Below are 26,985 nucleotides of genomic sequence, written 5' to 3' on the forward strand. Positions count from 1 at the left end.
GCAAAGCTTATATTTGCTTACTTTTATTGCTATATGAAGAAAAAACATCATCATAAAAGGAAACCGGGATTCATTAAAAAGTGGTCTGCAAAACTGCATCTTTGGTTTGGATTGGGGATAGGCTTTCTTATTTTTATTATTTCTATTACCGGAGCCTTATATGTTTTCAAGGATGAAGTGGAAAATATCACCCGAAAAGATGTCATCTACCATCATGAGCAGAATATTGAACAGAAGCAGGTACTTCCTATCCGGGTAATGGAAAAGGCTGTCGCGGAACAGGTAAAAGAAAAATATCCGATCCACTGGGTAAATGTTCCTATTGATAAAAAAATGTCCTACATGTTCTTTTGGTACGAGCATAATACAGATGCCTGGAATTATTTTGATGAGTTTCCTATTTACAAACAAGCTTATGTAAATCCATACACCGGAAAGGTACTGAGAGTTTATGATGAGAAAAACGGATTCTTCAATATTGTAAAAATGATCCACTGGAGCTACCTTTTAAAGCAAGACTGGGGAAGTTATGTAGTGGGAATTCCGGTTATTATTTTTATCATTATGCTGATTTCCGGGATTATTCTGTGGTGGCCCAAAAACAAAGCAGCTAGAAAACAGCGTTTTGCTTTCAAATGGAAAAATATCAAAAGCTGGAAGCGAAAGAATTACGACCTTCATAATGTATTGGGTTTTTATGCATCAATCTTTGCTTTGATCTTCTCTATTACAGGATTATTTTATGCTTTTTTTGTTGTTCAGGCCATGATTTATGTGATATTTTCCGGTGGAGAAACAAAATATCCTGATTTCTCCCATATCAAGACAAAAGCCCCAATTGAGCTGAGAACAGAGGGAACATTGGATAAAATCATCCATACAGTACAGGCAAAATATCCTGATTCCTATGGATTTGCTATAGATTTAGGCCATCCACACATGGACGACCATGAGCATCCGAACTTTGAGGTATATGTGAAACATCTTTCTTACTCTTATCATAAAAGCAGCAGTTTAATTTTTGATGAAAACTCCGGGGAACTTCTTCATACTCATGATCCAAAGGATAAGAACTTCGGGGAAAAAGTAGTGAATGCCAATTATGATATTCACGTAGGAGCTATTTTAGGGCTTCCTACAAAGATTATTGCTTTTATTGTAAGTCTTATCTGTGCTTCTCTACCGGTTACCGGATTTATGATCTGGTGGGGTAGAAGAAAGAAAAAACCAATAAAAACAGCTTAGAGTCTTAAATAAAATTGCGTTATTAATCCATTAATACAATCTTTTTTATAATTTTAGCCCCTAGAATTTAATAAAAATGTCATTAATAGATTTATCAAAACAAGTTGCTCTTGGAGTAGACATCGGAGGAACCAATACGAAGTTCGGAATTGTAAATCATCGTGGAGAAGTTTTGGACAAAGGAAACCTGAGAACCGATGAATATGACAAAGTTGAAGATTTTATCGATGCTTTATATAATCATGTACAACCGTTGATGGAAAAGCACGGTGCTGAGAAACACTTTGATGGAATCGGAGTGGGAGCACCTAACGCGAACTACTACAAGGGAACCATTGAACTGGCACCTAATCTTCCATGGAAAGGTGTGATCCCTTTCGCAGAACTGATGACTGCAAAATTCAATTTACGCTGTACAGTTACCAATGATGCCAATGCAGCCGCCCTGGGAGAAATGCTTTTCGGTGCGGCAAGAGGAATGAAAGACTTTATAATGATTACCCTGGGAACCGGAGTAGGCAGCGGAATCATTGCCAACGGAAGCTTAATCTATGGACATGACGGATTCGCCGGAGAATTAGGGCATACGATTGTAAAACCTGGCGGTAGAAAACATTGGAGTACAGGGTCTGAAGGGAGCCTGGAAGCCTATGCCTCTGCAACAGGAATCACCATTACAGCAAAAAAAATGAGAGCCGAATTCCCGGAATCTATGCTGAACCAGTATCCTGAAGATGCCATCAATTCTAAAACCGTTTATGAATGTGCCATCAAAGAAGACCCTATTGCAATTGAAGTTTTCAGATATACAGGTCAGAAGCTGGGTGAAGCATTAGCTAATTTTGTGATGTTCTCTTCACCTGAAGCTATTCTTTTGTTTGGAGGAGTAATCAAGGCAGGGGATTTTATCTTAAAGCCGGCTAAGCTTCATATGGAAAGAAATCTTCTTCCGATCTTCAGAAATAAAGTAAAACTGGTATTCAGTGAGCTGGACGAAGCAGATGCAGCTATTCTTGGAGCAAGTGCTTTGGTTTGGGAAAAATAACTGAGTACTTTCTAAATCATATAGAGCATCCTTAATTAGGGTGCTTTTTTGTTTTTCAGACAGATTTTCACAGATGATTATGCTATATTTTCTTGTGTCTATTTATGAAAACAATGATGTTAATTGTGTTTAAAAAACATTTGCCATATCTATCATTACAATTTGGGTTTTAAGACATATAATCATGTTCAAATGAAAAAGTTTTTCATACTTTTGATTGGATTTTCCGGACGGACAGAAGAAAATAAAACAATATAATTACCCAAAATGGACAACAATAATTTAGAACAGATTACTTTCGGCGGTGGATGTTTCTGGTGCGTGGAAAGCTGTTTCAATATGCTGAAAGGAGTACAGTCTGCTGTTTCAGGATATTCGGGAGGGCACAAAGATCATCCTACTTATCAGGAGGTATGTACAGGAGAAACAGGGCATGCAGAAGTGGTACAGATCACTTACGATCCTGCTATTATTTCCTATGAACAACTGATGGATGTATTTTTCTTCCTTCATGACCCAACTCAATTGAACAGACAGGGGAATGATATCGGAACCCAATACCGTTCTGTTATTTATTATAAGGATAATCCTGAAAAAGCAAAAGCGGAAGAAGCTATCAAAACATCTCAGGCATCAGGAAGATGGACAGGAACTTATGTTACAGAAGTAACCCAATTCGATAAATTCTGGCCGGCAGAACAGTATCATCAGGGATATTATAATGAAAACCCGACACAGCCTTATTGCAGCGCTGTAGTAGGTCCCAAAATCCAGAAGTTTAAAAAGCATTTCGGGGAACTGGGAATGCTGAATGCGGAGTAACACAGAGCGGAGAGAAATCTTCGCTTTTTTGTTGTTCACCTGAAAAATCTAATCTTCTTTTTGCTGATGCATTTCTCCCTATACAATTCATATCCTTATTCTTTAAACGCCTTACGATTATGGGATATTTCTTTGCTCATTTCAAAATAAGACAAATTAAAAAAGCAAATACGGAAATACTTTAGTTTGAATTTAAATAATTGTAAAAAAAGTTTTACTCTTCAATCGAAAAAGATTCTGAATTTTTCCCTGCGTATTTCGTAATCATATGCTTGCTTGCATCCCTTAAGCTTTTACCATTATCCGGGTTAATTCCGTCCATTGTAAAAAACTCTACTACATTATTATATTTTGTATACCAAGAGTTCCCTAACCCATTTTCTACTGTTAAAGTATCTGGCCTGGTAATTTTTTTAAAATACTTCAACTTGACAGTATCAACGGGTATTAACTGGTGTTTGGGGTTTTTATCATCGCAGGATGTTAGCTTATATTCATCCCCATCCCAGTACATACATTTATTCTCTTTACCAAATTTTATACCTCCATTTCCACCGTAAGAAAAACTTGCAAATAAAATTAAAACCATAGCTCCTATTCCCATGCCGTTTTTTGCCATCTGTGGAATGTTGAAGACAGGTTGGTTCTTTATTACTATCATGATATTTGACATTTTGTCAGAAAATGAATTGCCTTTATTCACTGTGACATTCACTTCAGTATCTTCAGTATTATTTACACAATGTACTTTTCTTTCTTCTCGGTAATGTTTGAAATCATTAAAACCTAAGTATTTACTAAACACATCTAACGTGACAGGTTTTATAGTTACATCCTTATTGTTGTCCACTATAGACTGATAATAGCCTTGCATAGTTTTATAATTCAAAGGAAATCTAAATTCGTTTAATAATATTATTGACAAGTATTTAAAAATGCCACTTATTGAGCTTTCTGAACTATCCTTTTTTGCTTTAAAATGTACCTCTTGAAGTAATTTTTTTTTCTCTTGTAAATTTTTTGCCATGATCTTAGTAATTATTTGGAAAAATAAAAAGATTTCATAAGAAAAATATGCGGAAAACCGTAAATATCAACATTTTAAAGTTTCCAAAATCTTACCAAAAAGCTACTACCCCCTGCTTTCCATTTTGATGCAATTTTGTAATCGAGATCAGGGACAATTACAAACATTAAAAATAAAATCTAAAAACTCTGATTTCAAAAATCACCAGATAAAACGGATGAAAACTCCGGGTTGGGAAGCAGATGTTTTTCCTCCGTTTTTGAAGGTTTACTTCCCTAAAAAATTAAGAAGCGCTTCAAAATTTTAATTGTGTACAGCCTGAGATAAATACATCTCAGGAGGAAGAAAAACAGTCAAAAAACTTCTAAAATTTTAAGGAAATGATCCAGATTATATTAATGCTATTAGGTTTAGCATTCTCAGATAATAATGCCAATACAACAACTGTAAATGACAATACCCCAACAACTGTAACAGCCAACAGTATAGAAGACCCTGATACCGGAGGGGAAACAGGACAGACTCCTCCACCTCCAAAAAAGTAATCAATAGAGCGAAAGAACATTCTTTCGCTTTTTTTATTAATTTTGATAAAAAACAAATTGAAAAAGCTAATACCATTTTTACTACTCCTGATTATCTCTTCCTGTAACAAAAACAATACTAAAATTGACAGAACAGAATATGATAAAGCATATGGCTTTTTAAAAAATTCTCAAAAGGATAGTGCTTTTAAATATTTCAATAAAGCAAAAGATGACTTTATTAGCCAAGAAAATTTTTCATATGCCGGAAGTTGTTTAGTTAATATGGCTATTATACAGAATGATTATGGAGATTATTATGGTAGCCAAGAAACAGGTCTTTCTGCAATTAAATATTTAAACGAAAAAGAAGATTCCTATGAACTGTCTTCTAACTATAATAGTTTAGGGATAACCTTTCAAAATCTTAAAGAATATAATAAAGCCACACAATATTATAGTCTTGCTGCAAAATTTTCACAAAATGCTACAGATAGCCTTACCCATCTAAATAATAAAGCTGTTGCTTTTAGTTATTCAAAAAAATTTGATTCCGCAATTAGTCTTTTCAATAAAATTCTCAATTATCCCAATTTAAAAAAGCAACCCATTCTATATTCAAAAGTTTATGATAATCAGGCCTATTTTAAATTTCTTCAAGACAAGAATTATAATGCCGAAAATGAGCTATTAGGTGCACTAAAAATTAGAGACAGTATAAATGATAATTGGGGTTTAATCGCTTCTTACTCACATTTAACTGAATATTTTGAAAGTAAAAATCCACAAAAAGCATTGTCTTATGCAAATAATATGCTTCACTTTGCTTTAATCAACAAAAGTCCCGATGATAGATTAAACGCATTAAAAAAAATTATTTTTCTAGAGAACCCTCAAAACACAAAAACTTATTTTAAAAAATATCAGGCCTTGGCTGACAGTTTACAAACTTCCCGTAATAAGTCTAAAAACCAGTTTGCTTTCGAAAGATATGATTCTGAAAAGCTTAAAAGAGAAAACCTGGAAAAAGATAATAATATTTTAAAACTTTTAGTTGGAGTTGCTACATTAATTGTAGTAATAATATTTACTGTAGTCGGTTACAGAAGAAGACAGTTAAAATTAAAACAAGAAAAAGAACTGGAAGTAAAAAATACGCAGCTCAAAATGTCAAAAAAAGTTCACGATGTTGTTGCCAATGGCATTTACCAGGTGATGACAAAGATAGAAAACCAGGAAGATTTTAACCGGGATATGGCACTTGATGAACTGGAGTTTGTGTATGAAAAATCCAGGGATATTTCATATGATAAAACTGGAGAACAAAAAGAGTTTAGCAAAATAATCTCAGAACTCATCGCTTCCTTCAATAATAATACAGTAAAAACCTTTACGGCGGGAAACAGTCCTGCGATTTGGGAATCTGTTTCTCCTACGGTAAAAGAGGAAATCTATCAACTGGTTCGCGAACTGATGGTGAATATGAAAAAACATAGTCAGGCCAGTCACGTTGCCGTTAAATTTGAAAAAGCAAACAATATTGTTGACATTCAATACAAAGATAATGGAGTAGGAATCTCAGGGGATCTTATCTATAATAATGGCCTGCGCAATGCGGCATCCCGTATTGAAGCGATTAACGGAACTATTACTTTTGACACGAAAATTGAAAAGGGACTGAAAGTAAATCTTTCATTTCCTGTTTCCTAAGTATGCAACCATGTTCAAAAAAGTTTTAATCGTTGAAGATCAGGAAATAATGAACCAGGGAATCCTGAATACAATAAAAGAATTAAATATCCCTTATTTTGATTATGTAACGTATTGTGATGAAGCTTTAAACAGGATCAGGACAGCTTTAGAAAGGAAAAATCCGTATGATCTTCTTATTGCAGATCTGTCATTTGACAAAGACCATATTCCACAGAAACTTCGTTCCGGACAGGAACTTATTCTTGAGGCGAAAAAAGTTCAGCCTGCTTTAAAAGTAGTCGTGTTTTCTGTTGAAAAGAAAGCTAAGAAAATTGACGATCTTTACAAGATCTATCAGGTCAACGGATTTGTCAGCAAGGCACGGCGTGACGGACAAGACCTGAAAAACACAATACGAAGAGTTTTTAATGGAGAGACCGTAATTCCTCAGGAGGTTCTGAATACAATGCGTCATATTTCTTCAGAATTTGATGAATATGATATCAAATTGCTTGAACTTCTTGCCAAAGGATACAAACAAAGTGAAATAAGCAGCTATCTGAAAGAGAATGGAATGCTGCCGTATGGCATCAGGTCTATTGAAAAGAGATTGAATGAACTCCGGGACAGTCTGGGCGCAAAAAATAATATTGAGATGATCGTAATCTGCAAAGACATTGGCCTCATCTGATCTTCTCTGCCGAAAAGATTTTTTCGTTCTTTTTACGTGAACCCGTAATGATGGAATAATAAATGAATATATTTTTGAGGTCTTAACCTTTTTTAAAATTAAACCGTATAACCATGTTTAAAAAAATTTTAATTGCCGAAGACCATGAAAGCATCAATATTTCCATTCAGAAAACCCTTGAGGATCTGCATATTCCCAATGTCGATTATGTATATTACTGTGATGATGCTATAGGAAAAATTCAAAAAGCAATACGGGAAGAATACCCTTATGATTTATTAATTACAGATCTGTATTATGAAGATGATCATCATGAGCAAAATCTTAAAGACGGAAAAGAACTCATCAGGAAAGCAAAAGAGATACAGCCCAATCTGAAAGTCATTGTGTTTTCGGCAGAACATAAAACAGGGGTAATAGAAAATCTTTTTTCAGATTACCAGATCAACGGCTATGTCCGTAAAGCAAGAAACGATTCAAAGGATCTGAAAAAGTCTATTGCATCCGTATATATCGGCGAAAATTATTTATCTTTTGATCTCAAGCAGGATATGAAAAAGTTCAACAGCTATGAGTTTTCTTCTTTTGATATTACCCTTGTTTCCCTCCTCTCTAAAGGAATTTTACAGAAAAATATTCCTGCCCATCTTGAGGAAAGAAATATTAAACCATCCAGCCTGAGCAGCGTTGAAAAAAGATTAAACAGCTTGAAGGAAGATCTTGAAATAAACAGTAATGAGCAGCTGGTAGCTTTCTGCAAGGACATCGGAATCATCTAAAACAATTCATTTTACATACAACCTTTCAAACTTTTTGAAAGGTTTTTTTATTTTTTGCCCATTTTACGGAAACCCGTAACGGACCAAAATTTAATGCTCATATTTTTGGGATATTAAATAATAACCAATTATGGAATACAAAGTAATACCATTTGTTGCAACTGCCCAGCAACAAAATATGAGTGCAAAAAATATTGCAGAACAATTAGACAATTTGATAAAAATCCATACCAATGACGGTTGGGAATATGTAAGACTGGAAAGTGTATCCACTTATATCCGGCCTGTCGAAGGATGTTTTGGGAATACAGTCAAACCAGGTTATATGACTTCTTATCAAATGGTAGTTTTCAGTAAAAAAGAAAATGAAAAATTTATTAATTCTTCTTATTAAAATCTATTGGCTGGTCATTCCTCAATCAAAAAGAAGAAAATGTATTTTCAGAACCAGCTGCTCAAGACACGTCTACGAAAAAACAATACAAGAAGGATTTATTTCAGGATTAAAAGCTTTCAAATATCGTTTTCAAAACTGCAGATCCGGAGCTTATATCATAGAAAATCTCTACGGAGAAATACAAATCATTTTACCTAATCATCAAATTCTTAATAAAACAGAAATTTCAGAAAGATTTATTGAAAGTAAATAAAATTAATTATGGGAAAATTCGTAATCACACAAAGAGTCAACAAAGAGTATCAGTTTAATCTGAAAGCCGGAAACGGTGAAATTATTTTAACCAGTGAAGGATATATTCAGAAAGCATCCTGTCAGAAAGGTATTGAATCCGTGAAAGTCAATTCTCAGGATCTTTCAAAATATGACAGAAGACTTGCGAAAAATGGAAAAGACTATTTCGTGTTAAAAGCAAGAAATGGTGAAATTATCGGAAACAGCCAGATGTACAGTTCAAAATCCGGAATGGAGAATGGTATAGCCTCTGTAAAATCAAATGCTCCAACTGCTGAAATCGTTGACAAAACTCTAAAAAACTAAAAACTATGGATCTTAAAATTAAACTGGAGCAATTACATCAGAAAGTAATGGGTCTGAAAGACCAGATAGGAACAGAAGAAGCCACAAAAAATGCATTTGTGATGCCCTTCATTCAAATCCTGGGCTATGATATTTTCAATCCCACAGAAGTAGTTCCCGAGCATGTTTGTGATATTGGAACGAAAAAAGGGGAAAAAGTAGACTATGTAATCAAAAATAATGACGAGCCCATCTTCATTATCGAATGTAAGCACTGGAAAGAAAGTGCTGATGCGCATAATTCGCAGCTTCACAGATATTATCATGTCTCTAAAACAAGATTTGGTGTTCTGACGAATGGAATTGTGTACAACTTTTATACAGATCTTGAAAAGCCCAATATCATGGATGAAAAACCGTTTTTCACTATCAATATTGAAGACTTAAAAGACAGTTCCATTAAAATTCTGGAAAATTTCACCAAGAAAGGTTATAACCTGGAAAGTATTCTTGATTCTGCAGAAGCCTTAAAATACATTAAGGCCATCAGAAAAGAATTCGAAAAAGAGATTGAAAACCCATCTGATGAGCTGGTAAAGCTTTTGGTGAACCGCTTCTTTGAAAAGCCCTTAACCGCCAACAGAATGATTTCCTTCAAGGAATATGCTAAAAAGGCCTTGATGACTTCTATTAATGAATCCATCAGTTTCAGGTTAAAATCCGCATTGAGTATTAATGAACAAATGGAGAAAAAAGAAGATGATGTGAAGTCTGCACAACCTATCGATCAAAATAACGACTCTAAAATTGTAACTACAGAGGAAGAGCTGGAAGGTTTTCAAATTGTAAAAGCGATCCTAAGAGAGAAAATTCCTTCTTCGAGAATTGCATACCGGGATACCTTATCCTATTTCGGAATCTTACTGGACGATAACAACAGAAAGCCACTTTGCAGACTGCATTTTAATACAACAAATAAATATCTGGAAACTTTCCACAACGGAAAAGAAGCGGGAGAAAAGGTTTTATTAAATACCCTTGATGAAATCTACAATTACAGAAACCAGCTTCATCTGACATTGGAAAACTATGCATAAAAATTAATAGCTATGAAAAAACTAATTCCATTCATCATACTTACCTTCAGCATATTTATCTTAAATTCCTGTTTTAAAGCCAATGACAATGTAGTGCATGGCGGAAGATGTACAGGTTCGGCAAATTGTACAGCTTGTTCTACCTGTTCAGGATGCGGACATTGTAGCAGTGGTGGAACTTGTAGCGTCTGTCGTGGCGGATCTTACGGAAAAAGCTCTTCGAAAAGCAAGTCTAAAAAAAATAAATCCCCGGATTCCTACAGATCCTCAAAGCCCCATACCGGCAACCCTCCAAAAGTATTTATTGATAAGGTAAACATCAATCTTAACTCTAACAACAGATACATTGCAAGCGTTGCAACAACAAATGTCTATGAGAAACCCACTTTTAAATCTAAAATAATAACAACAGTACCTAAAAATGTTAAACTCATAAAACTCTCAAAAGAAGGGTCATGGTATAAAGTACAGGTGAAAACAAGTGGAAAAGTAGGATTTGTTTTCAATAAAGATGTAAAATAACAAAAAACAAAATAATATGAACTTAAAAAACTTTTTAAATGAAGAACAGGATCCTCAAGCTATTGAAAAGCTTTTAGGAAGAATTAATAGTCTTCTGACCTCTCAGGAAACGGTAGAATATATAGCTGTTCAAAAAAAACCTGTACTTAACTTATCTCCTGATTGCATTGCTCTAACCAATAGAAGAATTATTTTTTGCAGGCCTAAAACCTTCGGTTTATCAATGGATTTTCAGGATTATAGCTGGGTAGATATAGCAGATTGTCATATCAAAGAAGGAATTGTTGGCTCTACTTTTATAATGAGGACTACAAAAAACTATACGAATATGATGGATTATCTCCCTAAAAACCAAGCTAGAAAACTGTATCAGTTCGCACAGGAAGTAGAAGAAAGAATGCGGGGTATACGAAGAGAAAAGAATCTTGAAACTTTAAGAGCTTCGGCAGGAGGTGTTACTGTTAACAATGCCACTCCTATTATCACACAACCTCAACAATTTCAGCAGGAAAAAAAGCCATTGCTGATAGACAATGAAGATCCTTTTGCTTTATTACAGAAATTAAAAGGCCTAAAGGAGAATGGAATCATTTCTCCTGAAGAGTTTGAATTAAAAAAGAACGAAATTTTATCAAGAGTTTAAATTATGAAATCAAAATCTATTGCTGCATTACTTGCTTTTTTCCTGGGAGGATTAGGCATTCACAGATTTTACTTAGGCCAGAATGTTATGGGCATACTTTACCTGATATTTTGCTGGACTTTTATTCCTGCATTCATTGCATTTTTCGATTTCTTCATACTTATTTTTATGTCTGAAAGCCGATTTAACTCTAAATATAATTTCAAAACAGGATTTTAAACAACATAAATGAAACCATTTCTCACCTTCTGTGCGTTATGCTGTTTCATCGGTATTTTCAAACTTCCTATAGAATATTATACTTTTCTCAGAATTCTTGTTTCCATTGGAGCTTTACTGGTTTTATACAATACATTGAGTTCTAAACAACACTACTTCAGTATAATTTTTCTGGTCATTCTTATTCTTTTTAATCCCGTCTTCCCTATTTATCTGTATCGGAAAAATATCTGGATCCCACTTGATACGGTAACAGGGGTTTTATTCTTATTGATCAATTTCGCAGAAAGAAAAGAGCATAAAAAGGAAGAGGAAACTGCCGAAGAAACCGCACCACATATACCTCTCATACATCAAAGAACTGTTTCCAGAGACAGAATTATTAATCCTAAAAAAACAAAACAAGAGTAACTCATCATGGAAAACAATCAAATAACAGAAAACCTTAAAGCCCATTTTCTAAGGCTGTATCAAATGGCAATCTGTGATGACGATTTCAGTGCACTAGAATTAAAAATGCTCTACAGATGCGCTGAAGAAAGAGGAATTTCATCAAAAAACTTAGATGAGATCCTTCTGAACCCGATCAATTTAAAATCATTGGTTCCCAAGACTATTGAAGAAAAAGTAGATTATCTGTATGATCTCACCGTAATGATCTGGGCTGATGGAATCGTTTCTCCGAATGAATATTCTGCAATGCAAAAATATGTTCTGATGTTCGGTTTTCTGGAGGAAAATACGACAGCTATTGTAGATTATCTTATTGAAGCCGTAAAAAACGGAAAGAACAAAAGCGAAATTTTATATGAATTAAAAAACTAACACATCATGGATACCACCAGTATAAAAAATTTATTTAAACTAAAATCGGTTCCGATAGAGCCCAAGCAGGAACCGTTTCCCAAAAACGATGAAAATCCGAACAATGAATCTCTGGAAGAAACCCGAAAAAGAACTTATCACGAATCGGGATACAGGGACAGTTCACGAACCAACGGAAACCACTCTACCCTATCCATCTGTCTGGATGCCGTTTATTCGAAATTCCAGAATGAAGAAAAAGAAATGGTAGAAAAGCAGCAAAAACTGAAAGAATCCTATGTCAATGAACAGAAAAACAGAGAAACTGAAATTAAGGCACTAACAGTATCACAGGAAACAAAAGAGGAGCAGCTAAAAAGCAAAAACACAGAAATTGAAAATCATCAGCATAATATTGAAATTTTAAAGGCTGAGATTATTGATCTTCCAAGGAACCCCGAAAAATATAACGTAAAAGCAACAAGAGGAGCTTCAGCAAAATTCTGGATCGGCCTGATCATTCTGATTCCCATCACCTTATATTTAGCAACTTTTTATATTTCAACCTCTTACTCTGCTTTCTTTAAAAGTTTTGATGCAAAAAGTACTGTAATCCAAAGTGTTCTGGATGCACAGGCTTTCAGTAAAGCATGGAATGAAGGTGTTATTGAAGGTGCTTTTGTGACACTGATTCCCTTTGTGTTTCTAGGGTTGGGCTATTTAATTCACATGTTCTGGGAGAATAAAACGAAAGCCAATTATATCAAGCTCGGATTATTATTTATTGTAACCTTTGTTTTCGATTCTATTTTAGCTTATGAAATTGAATCAAAATTATATGAGCTAAACAGAACCTTTAATTCTCCTCCTTTCGATATTAAAATAGCTTTTACCAAAATTCAGTTTTGGGGAATTATTTTCGCCGGATTCATTGTTTACATTATTTGGGGGTTGGTTTTTGACTTTGTAATGAAAGAACACAGAGAAAAAGACAAGATCAGAAATGAACAGGAAATCAGACAAAAAAGGGTTGAATTCTTTCAGGAAAAAATCAATATTTTGAAAAAAGAAATCGAAGAAATCCTTACCAGTATCGGAACAATAAAAGAAACTGTTATCAAATCACGAGGAAGGATCGAAGAGCTTCAGAATATTATTGACGGTGTCATTATTCCTACCAAAGACTACAAATTGTATGCATCAGAATATGTTCAGGGTTGGGTCACTTTTATCAGTGAAAAAATTGCAGTATCAAGAACTGAAAAGCAAACGATGATTGATGACTGTATTGCCACTTATAATACCAATCTGGAAACTGTGGGAGCTAATTCCGACAATCAAAATTTAGTGTACTTATCATCTTTATAAAATCACAGATTATGAAAATAACACTTTATATATTAATGATCATTTCTTTGGTTTCTTGTTGTAAAGACAAAAATGACAGAACAAACGAAGAAAAGAAACATTCTATTGTTGTTGACTCAAACAACATCAATGTCAGTATTTTGATTGATTTATCTGACAGAATTGATCCCGGCACAAACCCTAATCCCACAATGGAATACTACCAACGAGACGTAGAATATATCAAAGCCATTGAAAAAGGATTTATAAATCATATTAAATCAAAAAAAATCATTACATATGATGATCAGATGCAGGTTTTCTTTAACCCTGAACCTTCTGACCCCAAAATAAACGATTTCACTAAAGAATTGAAAGTTTCTTTCAATAAAGATACTTCAAGAAATTATTTTGATTCTGTTGATAAAAAGTATTCTGAATTACCCTTAAATATCTATCAGTCTGCTATAAAGGATGGAAAATATGTAGGATCCGATATCTGGGAATTCTTCAAAAATAAGGTAAAAGATTATTGTATAAAAAATGATCGCCGAAACATCCTTTTCATTTTGACCGACGGTTATATGTATCATCAAAATACTAAGTTTGAAGAAAAAAGCGAAGGTTCATATAAGACGTCCTATTTAACAACCAAACTTATAAAAGCCAATAACTTAACAACCTCTGGTTTTAAAGATACCATTGAAAAAAATGGCTATGGTTTTGTAAAAGCAAATGAAAATCTGAGCAACCTTGAGGTCATCGTTTTAGGAATCAATCCGGAAAAAGGAAATCCTTTCGAAGAAGCTGTTATTAAAGAATACTGGGAAAACTGGTTTAAGGAAATGAAAATTAAAAATTACCAGGTCAAATCTGCAGATCTTCCCTCTAACCTGGAACCAATCATTTTAAAAGCAATTTCCGGAAGATAAATACATCAGCTATTTCACAATCAAAAAGCGAAGAATACATTTCCTCGCTTTTTTATTTTCTTATCATTTCCGTATGTGGAATATCATCTTCCAGATATTTTTTCCCTGTATCTTCAAAACCAAATCCATTGTAGAATCTCAGCAGATAATCCTGTGCAGAGATTCTGATTTCAGAAGTATGGAACCTGTTTTCTATAGTTTCCACAGCATATTGTATCAGTTGTTTACCAAGATTTTTCCCTCTTGCCTGCGCTGTTGTCAATACTCTCCCGATTGAAGCTTCATTATATTTTATTCTTCTATCAAAAATACGACAGTAAGCTAAAACCTGTCCATTTTCTTCTGCCCAGATATGAACTGCTTTCTGATCATAATCGTCCAGATCAGGATAAGGACAGTTTTGTTCGATAATGAAAACATCCACCCGTGCTTTTAATACCGCATATAACTCAGGAACAGCAAACTCTTCAAAAGTTTTAATTTTCCAGATTATACTATTCATCAAAACTTACATTATTAAGTGTTAAAAAATCATTCGTCTTCTCTATAAAATCAAGAATGTCATCTCCTCCCTCTTTCTTTTCTGCAGAAGTAATATATAACTCAGGAAGATCTTCCCATGTTTTATGAAGCTCGGCCTTATAGTCTTCAACATTTTTTATCACAGCATTCGGTTTTAGCTTATCAGCTTTTGTAAAGACAATTGAGAATGGTATTCCGCTTTCACCACACCACTGTATAAATTCCATATCAATTTTCTGAGGAGTATGTCTTACATCAACCAGAACAAAAAGATTCACCAGATTCCTTCTGTTCAGGATATAATTGGTGATCAGCTTTTCAAAATCCTTTCGCTGAACTTTTGACACTTTTGCATAACCATATCCTGGTAAGTCTGTAAGATACCAGTTTTCATTTACTAAAAAATGATTGATCAGCTGTGTTTTTCCCGGAGTTTGTGAGGTTTTGGCAAGATCTTTTTTATTCATCATAGCATTGATTAATGATGACTTCCCTACATTAGACCTTCCGATAAAAGCATATTCAGGAATATTGGGTTCAGGACATTCCTGCCATTTTCCACTACTCTTTACAAAATCTGCTGTCTTTATAATCATTTGAATATATTTTTAGAAAAATAAACCATTAAGAAAAGCTCTTAATGGTCATTATGTATGTTCTTAAACTTTATTTTTTATCCAGTTATACAGGATCTCGTTAAACTCATCCGGTTTCTCCATCATCGCAGCATGCCCGCATTGGTCTATCCAGAACAAATCCGAGTTAGGAATAAACTTATGCATATCCTCTGCAACTTCCGGAGGGGTTACATTATCCTGTTTTCCCCATATCAGGCATGTAGGTGTCTGAATTTTGGGAAGGTCATTCAACATATTATGTTTAATGGCACTTCTTGCCAGCATTACTGTTTTTATTCCTTTCATTCTGTCATTTACAACACTGAATACTTCATCAACAAGATCTTCTGTTGCAATTTTCGGGTCATAAAAAACCTCTTCAGTCTTCTTTCTGATGTAAGACCGGTCGTTTTTCCTTGGAAAACTATCGCCGAATGTTCTCTCATATAGCCCTGAACTTCCGGTCAAAACAAGGTTCTTCACAAGATCCGGTCTTGCCAGAGTGAGGATCAGCCCTACATGTCCTCCCATTGAGTTTCCTACAATCGTTACAGGTTCTGAGATATGACTTTCTATAAACTTGATGATATATTTTGCAATAGTGGTAAGATTCGTATTGAGTACCGGCAGATCATAGATGGGTAATTGAGGTACATATACCTTGAACCCCCTGTCCGAAAAAAAATCTACCATTTTATCGAAATTACTCAAACCACCCATTAACCCGTGCAACAGCACTAATGGATGTCCTTCTCCCGCCTCTACATAGGAATATTTCTTTTCTTTTTTTGTACTAAATATCATAAAACGCTTTAATGAAGCCCTGCAAAAATACAAATTAAACCTCAAAAATATTTTGATTATCCTAATTTAAGATAAAAATAATATAATATTTGCCTTTTTAACTTTTTTTTTCAAAACCGCATTATTATGGCCTGAATAGTACATTTTGCAATCACTTTCGAATCAGGTTATTACAGGCTTAAAATTAAATCTTTAATAAAACTTATTAACATTGAGTCAAAAAGTGGGAAAAAGTGGGAATTTTTGGAAATTATTATATAAATTTGTCCCAAATGAAAAGTTTCATTGGGACATATGAGTGTAAAATTGACGACAAAGGCCGCTTAAAAGTTCCTTCATCTTTGATCAAACAGATGGAAAACTTCGACGACAAGGCGTTTGTAGTCAAAAGATCTGTGTTCCAGTCTTGTCTGGAAGTCTACCCTATGAATGCATGGGATAAACTGATGGGCAAAATTAATAAACTGAACAGGTTCATAAAAAAGAATGCTGATTTCATACGAATGTTTACAGCAGGAGTAAAAACAGTAGAATTGGATAATGCAGGAAGGCTTCAAATTTCTAAAGACCTGATGCACTTCGCAAATCTTCAGAAAGATATTGTGATTACAAGTGCCGGAGAACTTTTTGAGATCTGGGATAAAGAAGCTTACGAAAAAGTAATTTCTACCAATGAAACTGATTTTGCAAGCCTGGCTGAAGATGTAATGGGCTCTTTTGAAGAAGAATAATATTGTCGGTTATTAATAGTATAAATAAAAAACACAACTAAGCATGTATCATAACCCCGTTTTGTTGAAGCAGAGTGTAGATGATTTGGTGACGAATCCTGACGGAATATATGTGGACTGCACCTTTGGAGGCGGTGGCCACTCAAGGGAGATTCTGAGCAGACTATCTGATAAGGGGAGACTGTTTAGTTTTGATCAGGACCTGGATGCTCTGAAAAACACAATTGATGACCCGAGGTTTACATTGGTCAATCAGAATTTCAGATTTCTGGAAAATTCTTTGTTAATGTACGGCGTTCCTCAGGTTGATGGTGTATTGGCAGACCTGGGAGTTTCCTCTCATCAGTTTGATGAAGCAGACAGAGGTTTTTCTACAAGAAGCAATGCTCCTCTGGACATGAGGATGAACGTTATGCAGAATCTGGATGCCAAAAGGGTGATCAATGAATATGAAGAAGAAGAGCTTGCAGATCTTTTTTATCATTACGGTGAATTAAGAGAAGCAAGAAAACTGGCAAGAGAAATTGTTCATCACAGAAAAACAAAAAGTATAGAAACTACAGAGGATCTGAAAAAACTTTTCAGTTATATCCCTCCTCATAAGGTGAATAAATTCTATGCGCAGCTTTTCCAGGCTATCAGAATAGAAGTGAACCAGGAGCTTGATGTGCTAAAAGAAATGCTAGTTCAGGCTTACAATATTTTAAAGCCGGAAGGAAGATTGGTCGTGATCTCCTACCATTCCCTGGAAGACCGTCTGGTAAAGAGGTTTCTGAAAAACGGAATGTTTGAAGGTGAGCCGGAAAGAGATATCTACGGGAACTATAAAAAGGCATTTGAGCTGCTGAAGAGCAAAGCAATCATCCCCGATGATAAGGAGATTGAAGAAAACTCAAGAGCAAGAAGTGCAAAAATGAGGACAGGGATAAAAGTATAAATGTGAATGAGTGAATCGTCAATAGTGAAAATTGGTCATTGACACACAGTCATTCACTACAAAGCAATTGATATAATAAAATTGGCAAAAAGAACAACATATCGCCCACAGAAAAAGCTCACTTTTATAGACATTATAAAAGGGAACTTCCTGAACCGGGATGAGATAAAGATACATTATAAGTATTTTTTATTATTGTTTGTTCTGATGATGGCCATGATTTACAGTAATCACCTCGTCAACAAGAAGATTAAGATTGTAAATGCCTTAAAAGAAGAAACAGAAGAATATAAATCAAGGAACGCTTACGCACAGAGTAAGCTGATCAAAGTAAAGATGGAATCAGAACTGGGGAAAGAAGTGGCGCGGGACTCTTTAATGACCCTCGAAAATCATCCTCATAAATTGCTAATAAAACTGGACAGTACAGATGCAAAGGCAAAATGAATACGACAATAAACGTAAAAAAACGTTAAGATGGGGCTACCTCTTCGCAGTGGTAGCTTTGTGCGTGTTTGTAATGTTTCTGGCAAGGATTGTAATTCTTCAAAATACTAATGTTCAGGAAATTAAAGACGATTACATTAATAAAAATTACCGGGAAGCGACTCTAAAAGCTGCCCGTGGCAATTTATTTGCTTCGGATGGATCTATTCTCGCAACCACTGTAATGCGCTATGATATCTATCTTGACTTCAAAACAATGAAGGACACGGTCTACAGCAACAATATCGGTGCACTGACAGATTCTTTAAGCAAAATGTTCGGAAAGTCCAGAGCGGAATTCAGACAGAAATTTGACGAGCAAAAGAAAAAGAAAAACCAATATTATACTTTGGTTAAGGGACTTGACTTTGACCAATATGACAGGATCAGAAAATTTCCGATATTCAAAAAGGGTAAAAATAAAGGAGGATTCATTGTTGACAGGAACTATAAACGAGAACTGGCTACTTCAGAAATCGGAGCCGGAACAATCGGAATGGATAACGGCGAACTTAAGTCAGGTCTGGAAGGTGCTTTCTCAAAATATCTGACCGGTACTGACGGAAAGAGACTGGAGCAGAGAATCAATTCTTCACAGTGGAAACCTATCGACTTCTGGAAAGTACAAGAGCCGGTAGACGGGGAAGATGTGTACACAACCTTAGATCTCAGAATTCAGGATATTGCACACTCCGCATTGGAGAAACAGCTGATCAATTATGAAGCTAAGCATGGCACCGTAATCGTCATGGAGGTAGAAACAGGAAAAGTACGTGCCCTGGTTAATTTAAGAAGAACCGAAGCAGGAGAATACGAAGATTCTTACAACTATGCCCTCAAAGACAATATTGAACCGGGCTCTACCTTTAAAACCATTTCACTGTTGGCAGCAATGGACGATGGATTTATTGATGAAAATACTACCGTAAATGTAGGAAACGGAGTCTGGACTTATGCAAAACAAAGGATCTCAGACGGGCATGGCGGAGGAACTTACGACATCAGTGATGTTCTGGCAAAATCCAGTAACGTAGGAACAGCAAAGCTTATCACAAAATATTATGCAGAGAAACCCCAGATTTTCCTCGACCATTTAAAACGTTGGAAATTATTCGACAAAATGGACATCGAGCTTCCGGGAATTACGAAGCCAAAGATTGTTACACCGCAAAACAAAAGATGGAATGCAGCAACATTGGCCTCCATCTCATATGGATATTCTTCAAACATTAATTTGTTGCAATTAACAACTTTCTACAATGGAGTTGCTAATGGTGGTAAAATGCTTAAGCCGCTTTTCATAGATAAAATCATGAAAGACGGAAAGGTAATGTATAAAGCCAAACCTGAAGTAATGGTAAGCAAAATGGCCTCTGAGAAAGCCATCAAAATGATGACCAGCGCATTAACCAAGGCCGTAGAAAAAGGAACCGGACGAAGTATCTTCACTCCGAACCTGAAAATGGCAGGAAAAACAGGAACAGCAAGATTTGAATACTGGCTTCCGGGTCCTATGAAGTACCGCGCATCATTTGCTGGTTTTTATCCTGCTGACAGCCCGAAATATACATGCTATGTCATGGTAAGCGAACCAAGCCCTTCAAAAGGGTTTTATGGAGGAACAGTTGCAGCGCCGGTATTTAAAGAAATTGCAGGAAAAACATTCCTGAAGACCCCTCAGAATATTGAAAAAGAAATGCTTGTAGACAAAAAGGTAAACCTGAACAAAATGGTAGAGCCGAATGTAAAAATAGCAGTAAATAATAAACAGATGCCAAATGTGGTAGGATTGATAGGAAAAAATATTATCCCACAATTGGAAAATTTAGGATATCGTGTCGACTACAAAGGAGTTGGAAGAATCAAGGAACAATTTCCTCTGGAAGGCACTACAATCAGTAAGAACCAGAGAATTTATTTATCTCTGCAGAATTAAATTAGAAAACCTGTCCCAAGGACGATTTAACAAAAATAGGATACATCCTATTGATAAAGATGATAGTAACAGAATTAGTAAACAGAATCCCAGTAATAAAAATTCACGGTGATAATACCCGTGAGGTTTCTGAATTGGTGATTGACAGCAGAAAGGTAACAGAAGGTGCTCTTTATATTGCAATAAGGGGAACAGCTGCAGATGGCCACTCATTCATTGCATCTGCTATTGAAAAAGGGGCCGTAGCAATTGTTTGCGAAGAACTTCCTGAAACATTAACAGAAAAAGTAACATATGTTCAGGTAAAAGATTCGTCTAAAGCCTTAGGACATCTTGCTTCCAATTACTATGGAAATCCATCACAAAAGCTGAAACTGATAGGTGTTACAGGCACTAACGGAAAAACATCTGTTTCAACCCTTCTTTTTGACGTTTTTAAAAATTTAGGATATGATTCTGCACTGTTATCAACTGTTGAAATCAGAATCGGGGAAGAAGTTATCCCGGCAACTCATACGACTCCGGATGTAATTACGATTAACAAGATCCTGGCAGATGCTGTTGAGAAAGGATGTGAATTTGCTTTTATGGAAGTAAGCTCACACGGGATTGCCCAGAACAGAATTGAGGGCTTACACTTCAAAGTAGCCGGCTTCACCAATCTTACCCACGATCATTTAGACTATCATAAAACGTTTGAAGAATATTTAAAAACCAAGAAAAGATTCTTTGACGGGTTAGAAGATACAGCCGTTGCCATTACCAATGTGGATGATAAAAACGGTAATGTTATGCTTCAGAACACTAAGGCCAAAAAGAAATCTTATGCTCTGAAAACCATGGCAGACTATCACGGAAGGCTTTTAGAAGTTGATTTCAACGGGATGCTGTTGAACTTCAACGGAAAAGAATTCTGGACGACATTGACCGGAAAATTCAATGTATACAATTTGCTGCTGGTCTTCGGGATTGCCACTGAACTGGGTTTTGAACAGGATGAAATTCTTCAGGCTATCAGCAAATTAAAAAGAGTTTCCGGAAGGTTTGAAACATTCAAATCCGATGGTGGAATTTTCTTTATCGTAGATTATGCACATACCCCGGATGCATTGGAAAACATTCTGGACAGCATCAACGATATCAGAACCAAAAACGAAAGATTAATCACGGTATTCGGCTGCGGAGGAGACAGAGACCACTCCAAAAGACCTGAAATGGGAAATATTGCCACAAAAAAATCAACACTGGCAATTATCACTTCTGATAATCCAAGAACAGAAGATCCGGCACAGATCATTAAAGAAATTGAAGCAGGTGTTGAGCCACAAAATTTCAGCAAATACACTTCAATTCCGGACAGAAAAGAAGCTATTAAAATGGCTATAAAGTTTGCAGAACCCAAAGATATTGTTTTGGTTGCCGGAAAAGGCCATGAAACCTATCAGGAGATTAATGGTGTAAAACATCATTTTGATGACAAAGAAGTAATTAATGAGCTCTGGAAATTAATGAGCAAATAAATTACAAAGGGTAATTGATATGTAGATGTTTATCAATTATCAATGATTATTATTAACAATTGAAACTATGTTATACTATCTATACGAATATCTAACCAACCATGGAATTCACGTTCCGGGACTGGGAATGCTGAAATACATTTCCTTCCGTGCCGGTATGGCTGTATTATTCTCCCTGATTATTGCCCTTATCTATGGAAAAAGGGTCATCAATTACCTGAGAACAAAACAAATGGGCGAATTGGTACGTGATCTTGGGTTGGATGGCCAGAAACAGAAAGAAGGAACTCCTACCATGGGAGGGCTTATCATTATTCTGGCAACCATTATTCCGGTATTGCTCTTTACCAGGATTACCAATGTTTATATTGTCCTGCTGCTGGTTTCAATGTTATGGATGGGAGCTATTGGTTTTCTTGATGATTATTTAAAGAAAATCAAAAAAAATAAAGACGGGTTAAGTGGTAAATTTAAAATTGTAGGCCAGGTCGGATTAGGATTAATTGTCGGAATTACAATGTATTTTCATCCGGATATTACCGTTAAAAGAAAGTATGCAGATGCAAAGGTTGTGAACAGAAACAATGTGGAACAGAACTTTATGCCTACTGAAAAAATAACAGTTTCCACTGTTCCTTTTGCAAAAAACAATGAGTTTGACTACAGCGGGATACTGTTTTGGATGAATGATAAAGATGCCCATGAATGGGCATGGATTGTCTTTATCCCTATCGTTATCTTCATTGTAACAGCTGTTTCAAATGGTGCCAATATTACAGATGGAATTGATGGACTTGCAGCAGGAACAAGTGTGGTCATTCTGCTGACCCTCGCTCTCTTTGCTTATCTGTCGGGGAACATCATTTTTGCAGATTATCTCAACATTATGTTCCTTCCGAATATGGGAGAAACCACCATTTTTGCAGTGGCAATGGTAGGAGCCGTAATTGGATTTTTCTGGTATAATACTTATCCTGCACAGGTTTTCATGGGGGATACCGGAAGTTTGATGCTGGGGGGGGTAATTGCTGTTTTGGCGATTATTTTAAGAAAAGAATTGCTGATTCCCGTATTATGTGGAATCTTCCTGATCGAAAACCTTTCTGTTATGTTACAGGTATTGGTTTTCAAATACAGAAAAAAGAAATATGGGCTAGAATATGCCCAAAACAACAGACTGTTTAAAATGTCACCATTACACCATCATTACCAGAAAGAAGGGTTCCACGAAAGTAAAATTGTGAACCGGATGATTATCATTGGAGTAATATTGGCGATTGTATGTCTGATCACCTTAAAAATGAGATAAAATTAAAAGCTGTAGCAATAAGCTTAGAGCTTAAAGCCTATAGCATAAAGCTTTTATAATATGAAAATAGTTGTTTTAGGAGGAGGAGAAAGCGGATGTGGTGCTGCTTATTTAGCTAAGAAGCAAGGTTTGGAAGTATTTCTTTCAGACAAAGGAGCTATTAAAGATAAATACAGACAGTTTCTTACTGATAATGAGATTGAATTTGAGGAAGGGACACATGATGAAGAAAGAATTTTAAGCGCAGACTGGATTGTAAAAAGCCCGGGAATTCCAAAAAAAGCGGAGATGATCACTAAAATTCATGAGAAAGGAATCAGGCTTTCTTCTGAGATTGAATTCGCTTCAGAGTTTACTGATGCAAAGATTATTGCAATTACAGGAAGTAACGGAAAAACCACCACTACTTCACTGATCTATTATATCCTTAAAAATGATGGATTAAATGTAGGACTGGGCGGAAACATCGGATATAGCTTTGCCAAGCAGGTTGCTGATGAAACTTATGAATATTATGTTCTGGAAGTAAGCTCCTTCCAGCTGGATGATATCCAAAATTTCAGACCGTATATCTCTTTACTACTGAACTTATCCCAGGATCATCTGGATCAGTATAACTATAACTATGAGGAGTATGCGCTGGCAAAATTCAGAATTGCAGAAAATCAGGAAAATGATAATTTCTTCATTTATAATAAAGATGATGAAATGAGTAAAAATCTTCTTGAAAAGCTGGAGATAAAAGCAAAGATGATTCCTTTTTCCACAAAAGAAAAATTACCGGAAGGGGGGTTCATTTACGACGACAGACTTGTGGTAAAGATGAAGGATGAATTTACAATGAAAATTGATGAACTGTCCCTGATTGGAAATCACAATGTAGCCAATAGCCTGGCGGCATCCATTGCTGGTAAAATACTGGAAATCAACAATGAAAGCATCAGGAATTCTCTGATGACATTTCAGGCAGTTGAGCACAGACTTGAATTTGTTTCGGAAATTGAAGGGGTTAAGTACATTAACGACAGTAAAGCAACGAATGTCAATGCAACCTACTATGCTCTGGAAAGTATGAAAACGCCAACAGTATGGATTGTCGGAGGGCTGGATAAAGGAAATGACTATACTGAAATAGAAGATTTAGTCAAAAGGAAAGTCAAAGCTATTGTCTGCCTTGGAATTGACAATAAAAAGATTATTGATTTCTTTAAAGATAAAAAGGAATTTATTTATGATACTTCAAGTATGGAAGAAGCCGTGAGAATATCAAAGTCACTGGCCAAGAAAGGAGATACTGTCCTTCTCTCTCCATGCTGTGCAAGCTTTGATCTATTCAAAAGCTATGAAGACAGAGGAAACCAATTTAAAGAACAGGTATTAAAAACCAATGGCCAGTAGCCAGAAGCCAGTAGCATTAAATATGGACGAACAGAACACAGAAAGCAGATTTGAGTTTCTAAAGGGCGATAAAGTACTTTGGATGGTCATCCTTGTGATCTCCATTTTCTCTATTTTCCCTGTATACTCTGCAAGTTCAAATCTGGAATATATTGTTAATAACGGGACCACTACAGGTCACGTTATCAAGCATATGTTTTTTGTAGTCTTAGGTTTAGGAATTATGAGACTGGTGGGAACCGTAAAATACGAATATATCGGAAAGCTGAGCAGCATTCTGCTGGGATTAATGATTATTCTGTTAGTGGTTACAATGTTTACCGGTCAGACGATAGACGGGGCCAGCGCTTCCCGATGGTTAAAAATCCCGGGAACTCCGATCTCTTTTCAGCCGTCATCATTTGCTTTTTTAATGTTAATCATCTATTTGTGCAGATATTTAACAAAAAAAATCACAAGAGAAAGACTTCCGATAGAAAACATCATGTACATTTTCGGACCTATTCTTCTTGTTTTTGTACTGGTTGCCAAAGATAACGGATCTACAGCATTAATGATTCTGATGGTTTCTGTAGTAGTTCTGGTTATAGGACAGCTGCACTGGAAATACATTGCGGGCTTTATTTCCGCTTCTTTTGTAGCCATTGTATTCTTCCTTCTGATTGCACTAAATACCAATATGATTGGCGGAAACCGTGTTCATACTTGGATGAGCCGTATTGAAACATTTACATCCAGCAAAGCAAAAACTGCCGACACTGATGATGAAAGTGTAAAAGCAAAAAATTATCAGGTAATGCAGGCAAAAGCCGCTATTGTACATGGAGGGATTACCGGTATGGGGCCAGGAAAGAGCGCATTGAAACAAATGCTCCCACAGTCTGCATCGGACTTTATATTTGCAGTAATTGTAGAAGAATATGGGGTAATTGGGGCCGCATTTCTCATCAGTTTATATCTCATTATGATGATACGGATTGTCATGATAGCGAGTAAAATGCCGGCGTTTTTTGGATCGTTGCTCGTGCTCAGTCTCGGGGTGATGATTTTTATACAATTGTCCGTTAATATTGCCGTTGCCGTCAACCTGATCCCGGTAACAGGACAGCCATTACCCTTAATAAGCTATGGAGGAACCTCAATGCTGGTAACTTATTTACAATTGGGAATTATTTTAAATATAAGCTCAAGGATCCAGATTTATGATGAAGAAGGAATGGGCAAAAAACAGAGTATAGCAGAAATAAACGATATCGCCTAAAATGGACAAAAAATTAAGAATATTATTATCAGGTGGAGGAACGGGAGGACATATCTTCCCCGCCATTGCTATTGCGGATGAAATCAGAAAAAGATTTCCTGATGCAGAATTTTTGTTCATAGGAGCCAACGGGAAAATGGAAATGGAAAAAATTCCTCAGGCAGGCTATAAAATTGAGGGAATTGATATCGCAGGAATTGATAGAGGAAACCTTCTATCCAATCTGGGGCTGCCTTTCAAAATTCTGAAAAGCTTATCAAAAGCTAAAAAGATTATCAAAAATTTCGCTCCTGATTTTGCTGTAGGAACAGGAGGGTTTGCCAGCGGACCCGCTCTTTATGAAGCCAGTAAAATGGGAATTCCGGTTTTCATCCAGGAGCAGAATGCCCATGCAGGAGTAACCAATAAAATTTTAAGCAAAAAAGCCAAAGCAGTTTTCACGGCCTACCCGGAAGTAGCAGGTTTCCCCACAGAAAAAATAAAATTCCTGGGTAATCCGATTCGTGAAAATATCGTTTCAGGAATGCAGGATACTGCTCAGGCAAAAGAGAAAATGGGATTGAACAAAGACAAACTTACAATTCTTTCTGTAGGAGGGTCTTTAGGCTCCAGAACATTAAATAATGCATGGAAATCTCATTTAAAACAAATTGCAGATAAAGATTATCAGCTGATCTGGCAGACAGGAAAGCTTGATTACAAAGATATTCTAGCAGAAACAAAAGATACAGACACCAGTAATGTTCAGATCCTTGAGTTCATCAAAAACATGGAACTGGCCTATTCGGCAGCTGATATTATTGTTTCCAGAGCCGGTGCTATTGCTATTTCAGAGCTGGCCGTAGCACAGAAGCCGGTGCTTTTGGTACCCTTCCCTTTTGCAGCGGAAGACCACCAAACTAAAAATGCCATGAATCTGGTTGAAAAAAATGCCGCAAGAATGGTAAAAGACTCTGAAATGCAGGAAAAATTCTGGAATACATTATCAGAAATCTGCGAGAATGAAAGAGTAAGAAAGGAAATGTCCGACAATCTGAAATATTTTGCCAAACCAAACGCAGCAAAAGAGATTGTAGACGAAATATTTAATAAACTGTAA

The 26,985-nt window shown here is 35.8% G+C and carries 31 protein-coding genes; 27 read left to right on the plus strand and 4 right to left on the minus strand.

Annotated features, from left to right (window positions below; translation table 11 throughout):
- Positions 1 to 33 precede the first annotated feature (33 nt).
- From DRF59_RS05075 to msrA, 3 genes are all read left to right on the plus strand, one after another.
- Positions 34 to 1,245, plus strand: coding sequence for a PepSY-associated TM helix domain-containing protein (locus DRF59_RS05075; RefSeq protein WP_115957421.1), 1,212 nt, complete (start codon positions 34 to 36; stop codon positions 1,243 to 1,245).
- Between the two features lie 76 nt (positions 1,246 to 1,321).
- Positions 1,322 to 2,290: an ROK family protein gene (locus tag DRF59_RS05080; RefSeq protein ID WP_115957423.1), complete on the plus strand. Its 969-nt coding sequence runs from the start codon at positions 1,322 to 1,324 to the stop codon at positions 2,288 to 2,290.
- A gap of 267 nt (positions 2,291 to 2,557) precedes the next feature.
- Positions 2,558 to 3,112 (plus strand): peptide-methionine (S)-S-oxide reductase MsrA, encoded by a 555-nt coding sequence (gene msrA / locus DRF59_RS05085; protein ID WP_115957425.1) that lies wholly within the window; start codon positions 2,558 to 2,560, stop codon positions 3,110 to 3,112.
- A 214-nt stretch (positions 3,113 to 3,326) separates the two neighbouring features.
- On the opposite strand, the gene DRF59_RS05090 is transcribed toward msrA, so the two are convergent.
- Positions 3,327 to 4,139, minus strand: coding sequence for a hypothetical protein (locus DRF59_RS05090; protein WP_115957427.1), 813 nt, complete (start codon positions 4,137 to 4,139; stop codon positions 3,327 to 3,329).
- A 380-nt stretch (positions 4,140 to 4,519) separates the two neighbouring features.
- Between DRF59_RS05090 and DRF59_RS20710 the strand changes: the two genes are divergently transcribed.
- The 15 genes from DRF59_RS20710 to DRF59_RS05160 all read left to right on the plus strand — a co-directional run bounded on the left by DRF59_RS20710 (position 4,520) and on the right by DRF59_RS05160 (position 14,365).
- The gene (locus DRF59_RS20710; protein ID WP_157967433.1) at positions 4,520 to 4,684 is read left to right on the plus strand and encodes a hypothetical protein; all 165 of its coding nucleotides are present in this window, start codon (positions 4,520 to 4,522) and stop codon (positions 4,682 to 4,684) included.
- A 57-nt stretch (positions 4,685 to 4,741) separates the two neighbouring features.
- Positions 4,742 to 6,373: a tetratricopeptide repeat-containing sensor histidine kinase gene (locus DRF59_RS05095; protein WP_115957429.1), complete on the plus strand. Its 1,632-nt coding sequence runs from the start codon at positions 4,742 to 4,744 to the stop codon at positions 6,371 to 6,373.
- Positions 6,374 to 6,383: 10 nt separating this feature from the next.
- Positions 6,384 to 7,046, plus strand: a complete 663-nt coding sequence (locus DRF59_RS05100; RefSeq protein ID WP_115957431.1) for a DUF5932 domain-containing protein — start codon at positions 6,384 to 6,386, stop codon at positions 7,044 to 7,046.
- Between the two features lie 113 nt (positions 7,047 to 7,159).
- Positions 7,160 to 7,825 carry a response regulator gene (locus DRF59_RS05105; RefSeq protein ID WP_115957433.1) on the plus strand — a complete coding sequence of 222 codons (666 nt, stop codon included), beginning with the start codon at positions 7,160 to 7,162 and terminating at the stop codon, positions 7,823 to 7,825.
- Positions 7,826 to 7,955: 130 nt separating this feature from the next.
- Positions 7,956 to 8,219, plus strand: coding sequence for a hypothetical protein (locus DRF59_RS05110; protein ID WP_115957435.1), 264 nt, complete (start codon positions 7,956 to 7,958; stop codon positions 8,217 to 8,219).
- The gene (gene yidD, locus DRF59_RS05115) at positions 8,191 to 8,475 is read left to right on the plus strand and encodes a membrane protein insertion efficiency factor YidD (RefSeq protein WP_115957437.1); all 285 of its coding nucleotides are present in this window, start codon (positions 8,191 to 8,193) and stop codon (positions 8,473 to 8,475) included. The genes DRF59_RS05110 and yidD overlap by 29 nt, the downstream gene beginning before the upstream one ends.
- Before the next feature lie 8 nt (positions 8,476 to 8,483).
- Positions 8,484 to 8,822: a YegP family protein gene (locus tag DRF59_RS05120; protein ID WP_115957438.1), complete on the plus strand. Its 339-nt coding sequence runs from the start codon at positions 8,484 to 8,486 to the stop codon at positions 8,820 to 8,822.
- Positions 8,823 to 8,827: 5 nt separating this feature from the next.
- The gene (locus tag DRF59_RS05125) at positions 8,828 to 9,898 is read left to right on the plus strand and encodes a type I restriction endonuclease (protein ID WP_115957440.1); all 1,071 of its coding nucleotides are present in this window, start codon (positions 8,828 to 8,830) and stop codon (positions 9,896 to 9,898) included.
- A 12-nt stretch (positions 9,899 to 9,910) separates the two neighbouring features.
- Positions 9,911 to 10,420 carry an SH3 domain-containing protein gene (locus DRF59_RS05130; RefSeq protein ID WP_115957441.1) on the plus strand — a complete coding sequence of 170 codons (510 nt, stop codon included), beginning with the start codon at positions 9,911 to 9,913 and terminating at the stop codon, positions 10,418 to 10,420.
- Positions 10,421 to 10,436: 16 nt separating this feature from the next.
- The gene (locus DRF59_RS05135; protein ID WP_115957443.1) at positions 10,437 to 11,063 is read left to right on the plus strand and encodes a PH domain-containing protein; all 627 of its coding nucleotides are present in this window, start codon (positions 10,437 to 10,439) and stop codon (positions 11,061 to 11,063) included.
- Between the two features lie 3 nt (positions 11,064 to 11,066).
- Positions 11,067 to 11,282, plus strand: a complete 216-nt coding sequence (locus DRF59_RS05140) for a TM2 domain-containing protein (protein WP_115957445.1) — start codon at positions 11,067 to 11,069, stop codon at positions 11,280 to 11,282.
- Between the two features lie 9 nt (positions 11,283 to 11,291).
- Complete coding sequence (locus DRF59_RS05145; protein WP_115957447.1) at positions 11,292 to 11,693, plus strand: DUF6804 family protein; 402 nt, start codon at positions 11,292 to 11,294, stop codon at positions 11,691 to 11,693.
- A gap of 6 nt (positions 11,694 to 11,699) precedes the next feature.
- On the plus strand, positions 11,700 to 12,107 hold the full coding sequence (locus DRF59_RS05150) for a hypothetical protein (protein ID WP_115957449.1): 408 nt from the start codon (positions 11,700 to 11,702) through the stop codon (positions 12,105 to 12,107).
- Positions 12,108 to 12,113: 6 nt separating this feature from the next.
- On the plus strand, positions 12,114 to 13,454 hold the full coding sequence (locus DRF59_RS05155) for a beta-carotene 15,15'-monooxygenase (protein WP_115957451.1): 1,341 nt from the start codon (positions 12,114 to 12,116) through the stop codon (positions 13,452 to 13,454).
- Between the two features lie 11 nt (positions 13,455 to 13,465).
- Positions 13,466 to 14,365: a hypothetical protein gene (locus tag DRF59_RS05160; RefSeq protein ID WP_115957453.1), complete on the plus strand. Its 900-nt coding sequence runs from the start codon at positions 13,466 to 13,468 to the stop codon at positions 14,363 to 14,365.
- Positions 14,366 to 14,417: 52 nt separating this feature from the next.
- Here the strand turns inward: DRF59_RS05160 and DRF59_RS05165 are convergent, their stop codons facing one another.
- The 3 genes from DRF59_RS05165 to DRF59_RS05175 all read right to left on the minus strand — a co-directional run bounded on the left by DRF59_RS05165 (position 14,418) and on the right by DRF59_RS05175 (position 16,308).
- The gene (locus DRF59_RS05165; RefSeq protein WP_115957455.1) at positions 14,418 to 14,867 is read right to left on the minus strand and encodes a GNAT family N-acetyltransferase; all 450 of its coding nucleotides are present in this window, start codon (positions 14,865 to 14,867) and stop codon (positions 14,418 to 14,420) included.
- Positions 14,860 to 15,483: a ribosome biogenesis GTP-binding protein YihA/YsxC gene (yihA, locus tag DRF59_RS05170; RefSeq protein WP_115957457.1), complete on the minus strand. Its 624-nt coding sequence runs from the start codon at positions 15,481 to 15,483 to the stop codon at positions 14,860 to 14,862. The genes DRF59_RS05165 and yihA overlap by 8 nt, the downstream gene beginning before the upstream one ends.
- A gap of 63 nt (positions 15,484 to 15,546) precedes the next feature.
- Positions 15,547 to 16,308 carry an alpha/beta fold hydrolase gene (locus DRF59_RS05175; protein WP_115957459.1) on the minus strand — a complete coding sequence of 254 codons (762 nt, stop codon included), beginning with the start codon at positions 16,306 to 16,308 and terminating at the stop codon, positions 15,547 to 15,549.
- Positions 16,309 to 16,580: 272 nt separating this feature from the next.
- On the opposite strand from DRF59_RS05175, the gene mraZ reads away from it, so the two are divergent.
- From mraZ to murG, 9 genes are all read left to right on the plus strand, one after another.
- A complete protein-coding gene (gene mraZ, locus DRF59_RS05180) occupies positions 16,581 to 17,039 on the plus strand; it encodes a division/cell wall cluster transcriptional repressor MraZ (protein WP_115957461.1) in 459 nt (152 codons plus the stop codon).
- Between the two features lie 43 nt (positions 17,040 to 17,082).
- Complete coding sequence (rsmH, locus tag DRF59_RS05185) at positions 17,083 to 17,976, plus strand: 16S rRNA (cytosine(1402)-N(4))-methyltransferase RsmH (protein ID WP_115957463.1); 894 nt, start codon at positions 17,083 to 17,085, stop codon at positions 17,974 to 17,976.
- A gap of 81 nt (positions 17,977 to 18,057) precedes the next feature.
- On the plus strand, positions 18,058 to 18,423 hold the full coding sequence (locus tag DRF59_RS05190; protein ID WP_007842000.1) for an FtsL-like putative cell division protein: 366 nt from the start codon (positions 18,058 to 18,060) through the stop codon (positions 18,421 to 18,423).
- Complete coding sequence (locus DRF59_RS05195; RefSeq protein WP_115957465.1) at positions 18,407 to 20,398, plus strand: penicillin-binding transpeptidase domain-containing protein; 1,992 nt, start codon at positions 18,407 to 18,409, stop codon at positions 20,396 to 20,398. The genes DRF59_RS05190 and DRF59_RS05195 overlap by 17 nt, the downstream gene beginning before the upstream one ends.
- 59 nt (positions 20,399 to 20,457) lie before the next feature.
- Positions 20,458 to 21,918 (plus strand): UDP-N-acetylmuramoyl-L-alanyl-D-glutamate--2,6-diaminopimelate ligase, encoded by a 1,461-nt coding sequence (locus DRF59_RS05200; protein WP_115957467.1) that lies wholly within the window; start codon positions 20,458 to 20,460, stop codon positions 21,916 to 21,918.
- A 67-nt stretch (positions 21,919 to 21,985) separates the two neighbouring features.
- The gene (gene mraY / locus DRF59_RS05205; protein WP_115957469.1) at positions 21,986 to 23,227 is read left to right on the plus strand and encodes a phospho-N-acetylmuramoyl-pentapeptide-transferase; all 1,242 of its coding nucleotides are present in this window, start codon (positions 21,986 to 21,988) and stop codon (positions 23,225 to 23,227) included.
- A gap of 60 nt (positions 23,228 to 23,287) precedes the next feature.
- Positions 23,288 to 24,625 (plus strand): UDP-N-acetylmuramoyl-L-alanine--D-glutamate ligase, encoded by a 1,338-nt coding sequence (gene murD, locus DRF59_RS05210; protein ID WP_115957471.1) that lies wholly within the window; start codon positions 23,288 to 23,290, stop codon positions 24,623 to 24,625.
- Positions 24,626 to 24,647: 22 nt separating this feature from the next.
- Complete coding sequence (locus tag DRF59_RS05215; RefSeq protein ID WP_115957659.1) at positions 24,648 to 25,886, plus strand: FtsW/RodA/SpoVE family cell cycle protein; 1,239 nt, start codon at positions 24,648 to 24,650, stop codon at positions 25,884 to 25,886.
- Between the two features lies 1 nt (position 25,887).
- On the plus strand, positions 25,888 to 26,985 hold the full coding sequence (gene murG / locus DRF59_RS05220; protein ID WP_115957473.1) for an undecaprenyldiphospho-muramoylpentapeptide beta-N-acetylglucosaminyltransferase: 1,098 nt from the start codon (positions 25,888 to 25,890) through the stop codon (positions 26,983 to 26,985).

This window comes from Chryseobacterium flavum (assembly GCF_003385595.1).
GTDB classification, from domain to species: domain Bacteria; phylum Bacteroidota; class Bacteroidia; order Flavobacteriales; family Weeksellaceae; genus Chryseobacterium; species Chryseobacterium flavum.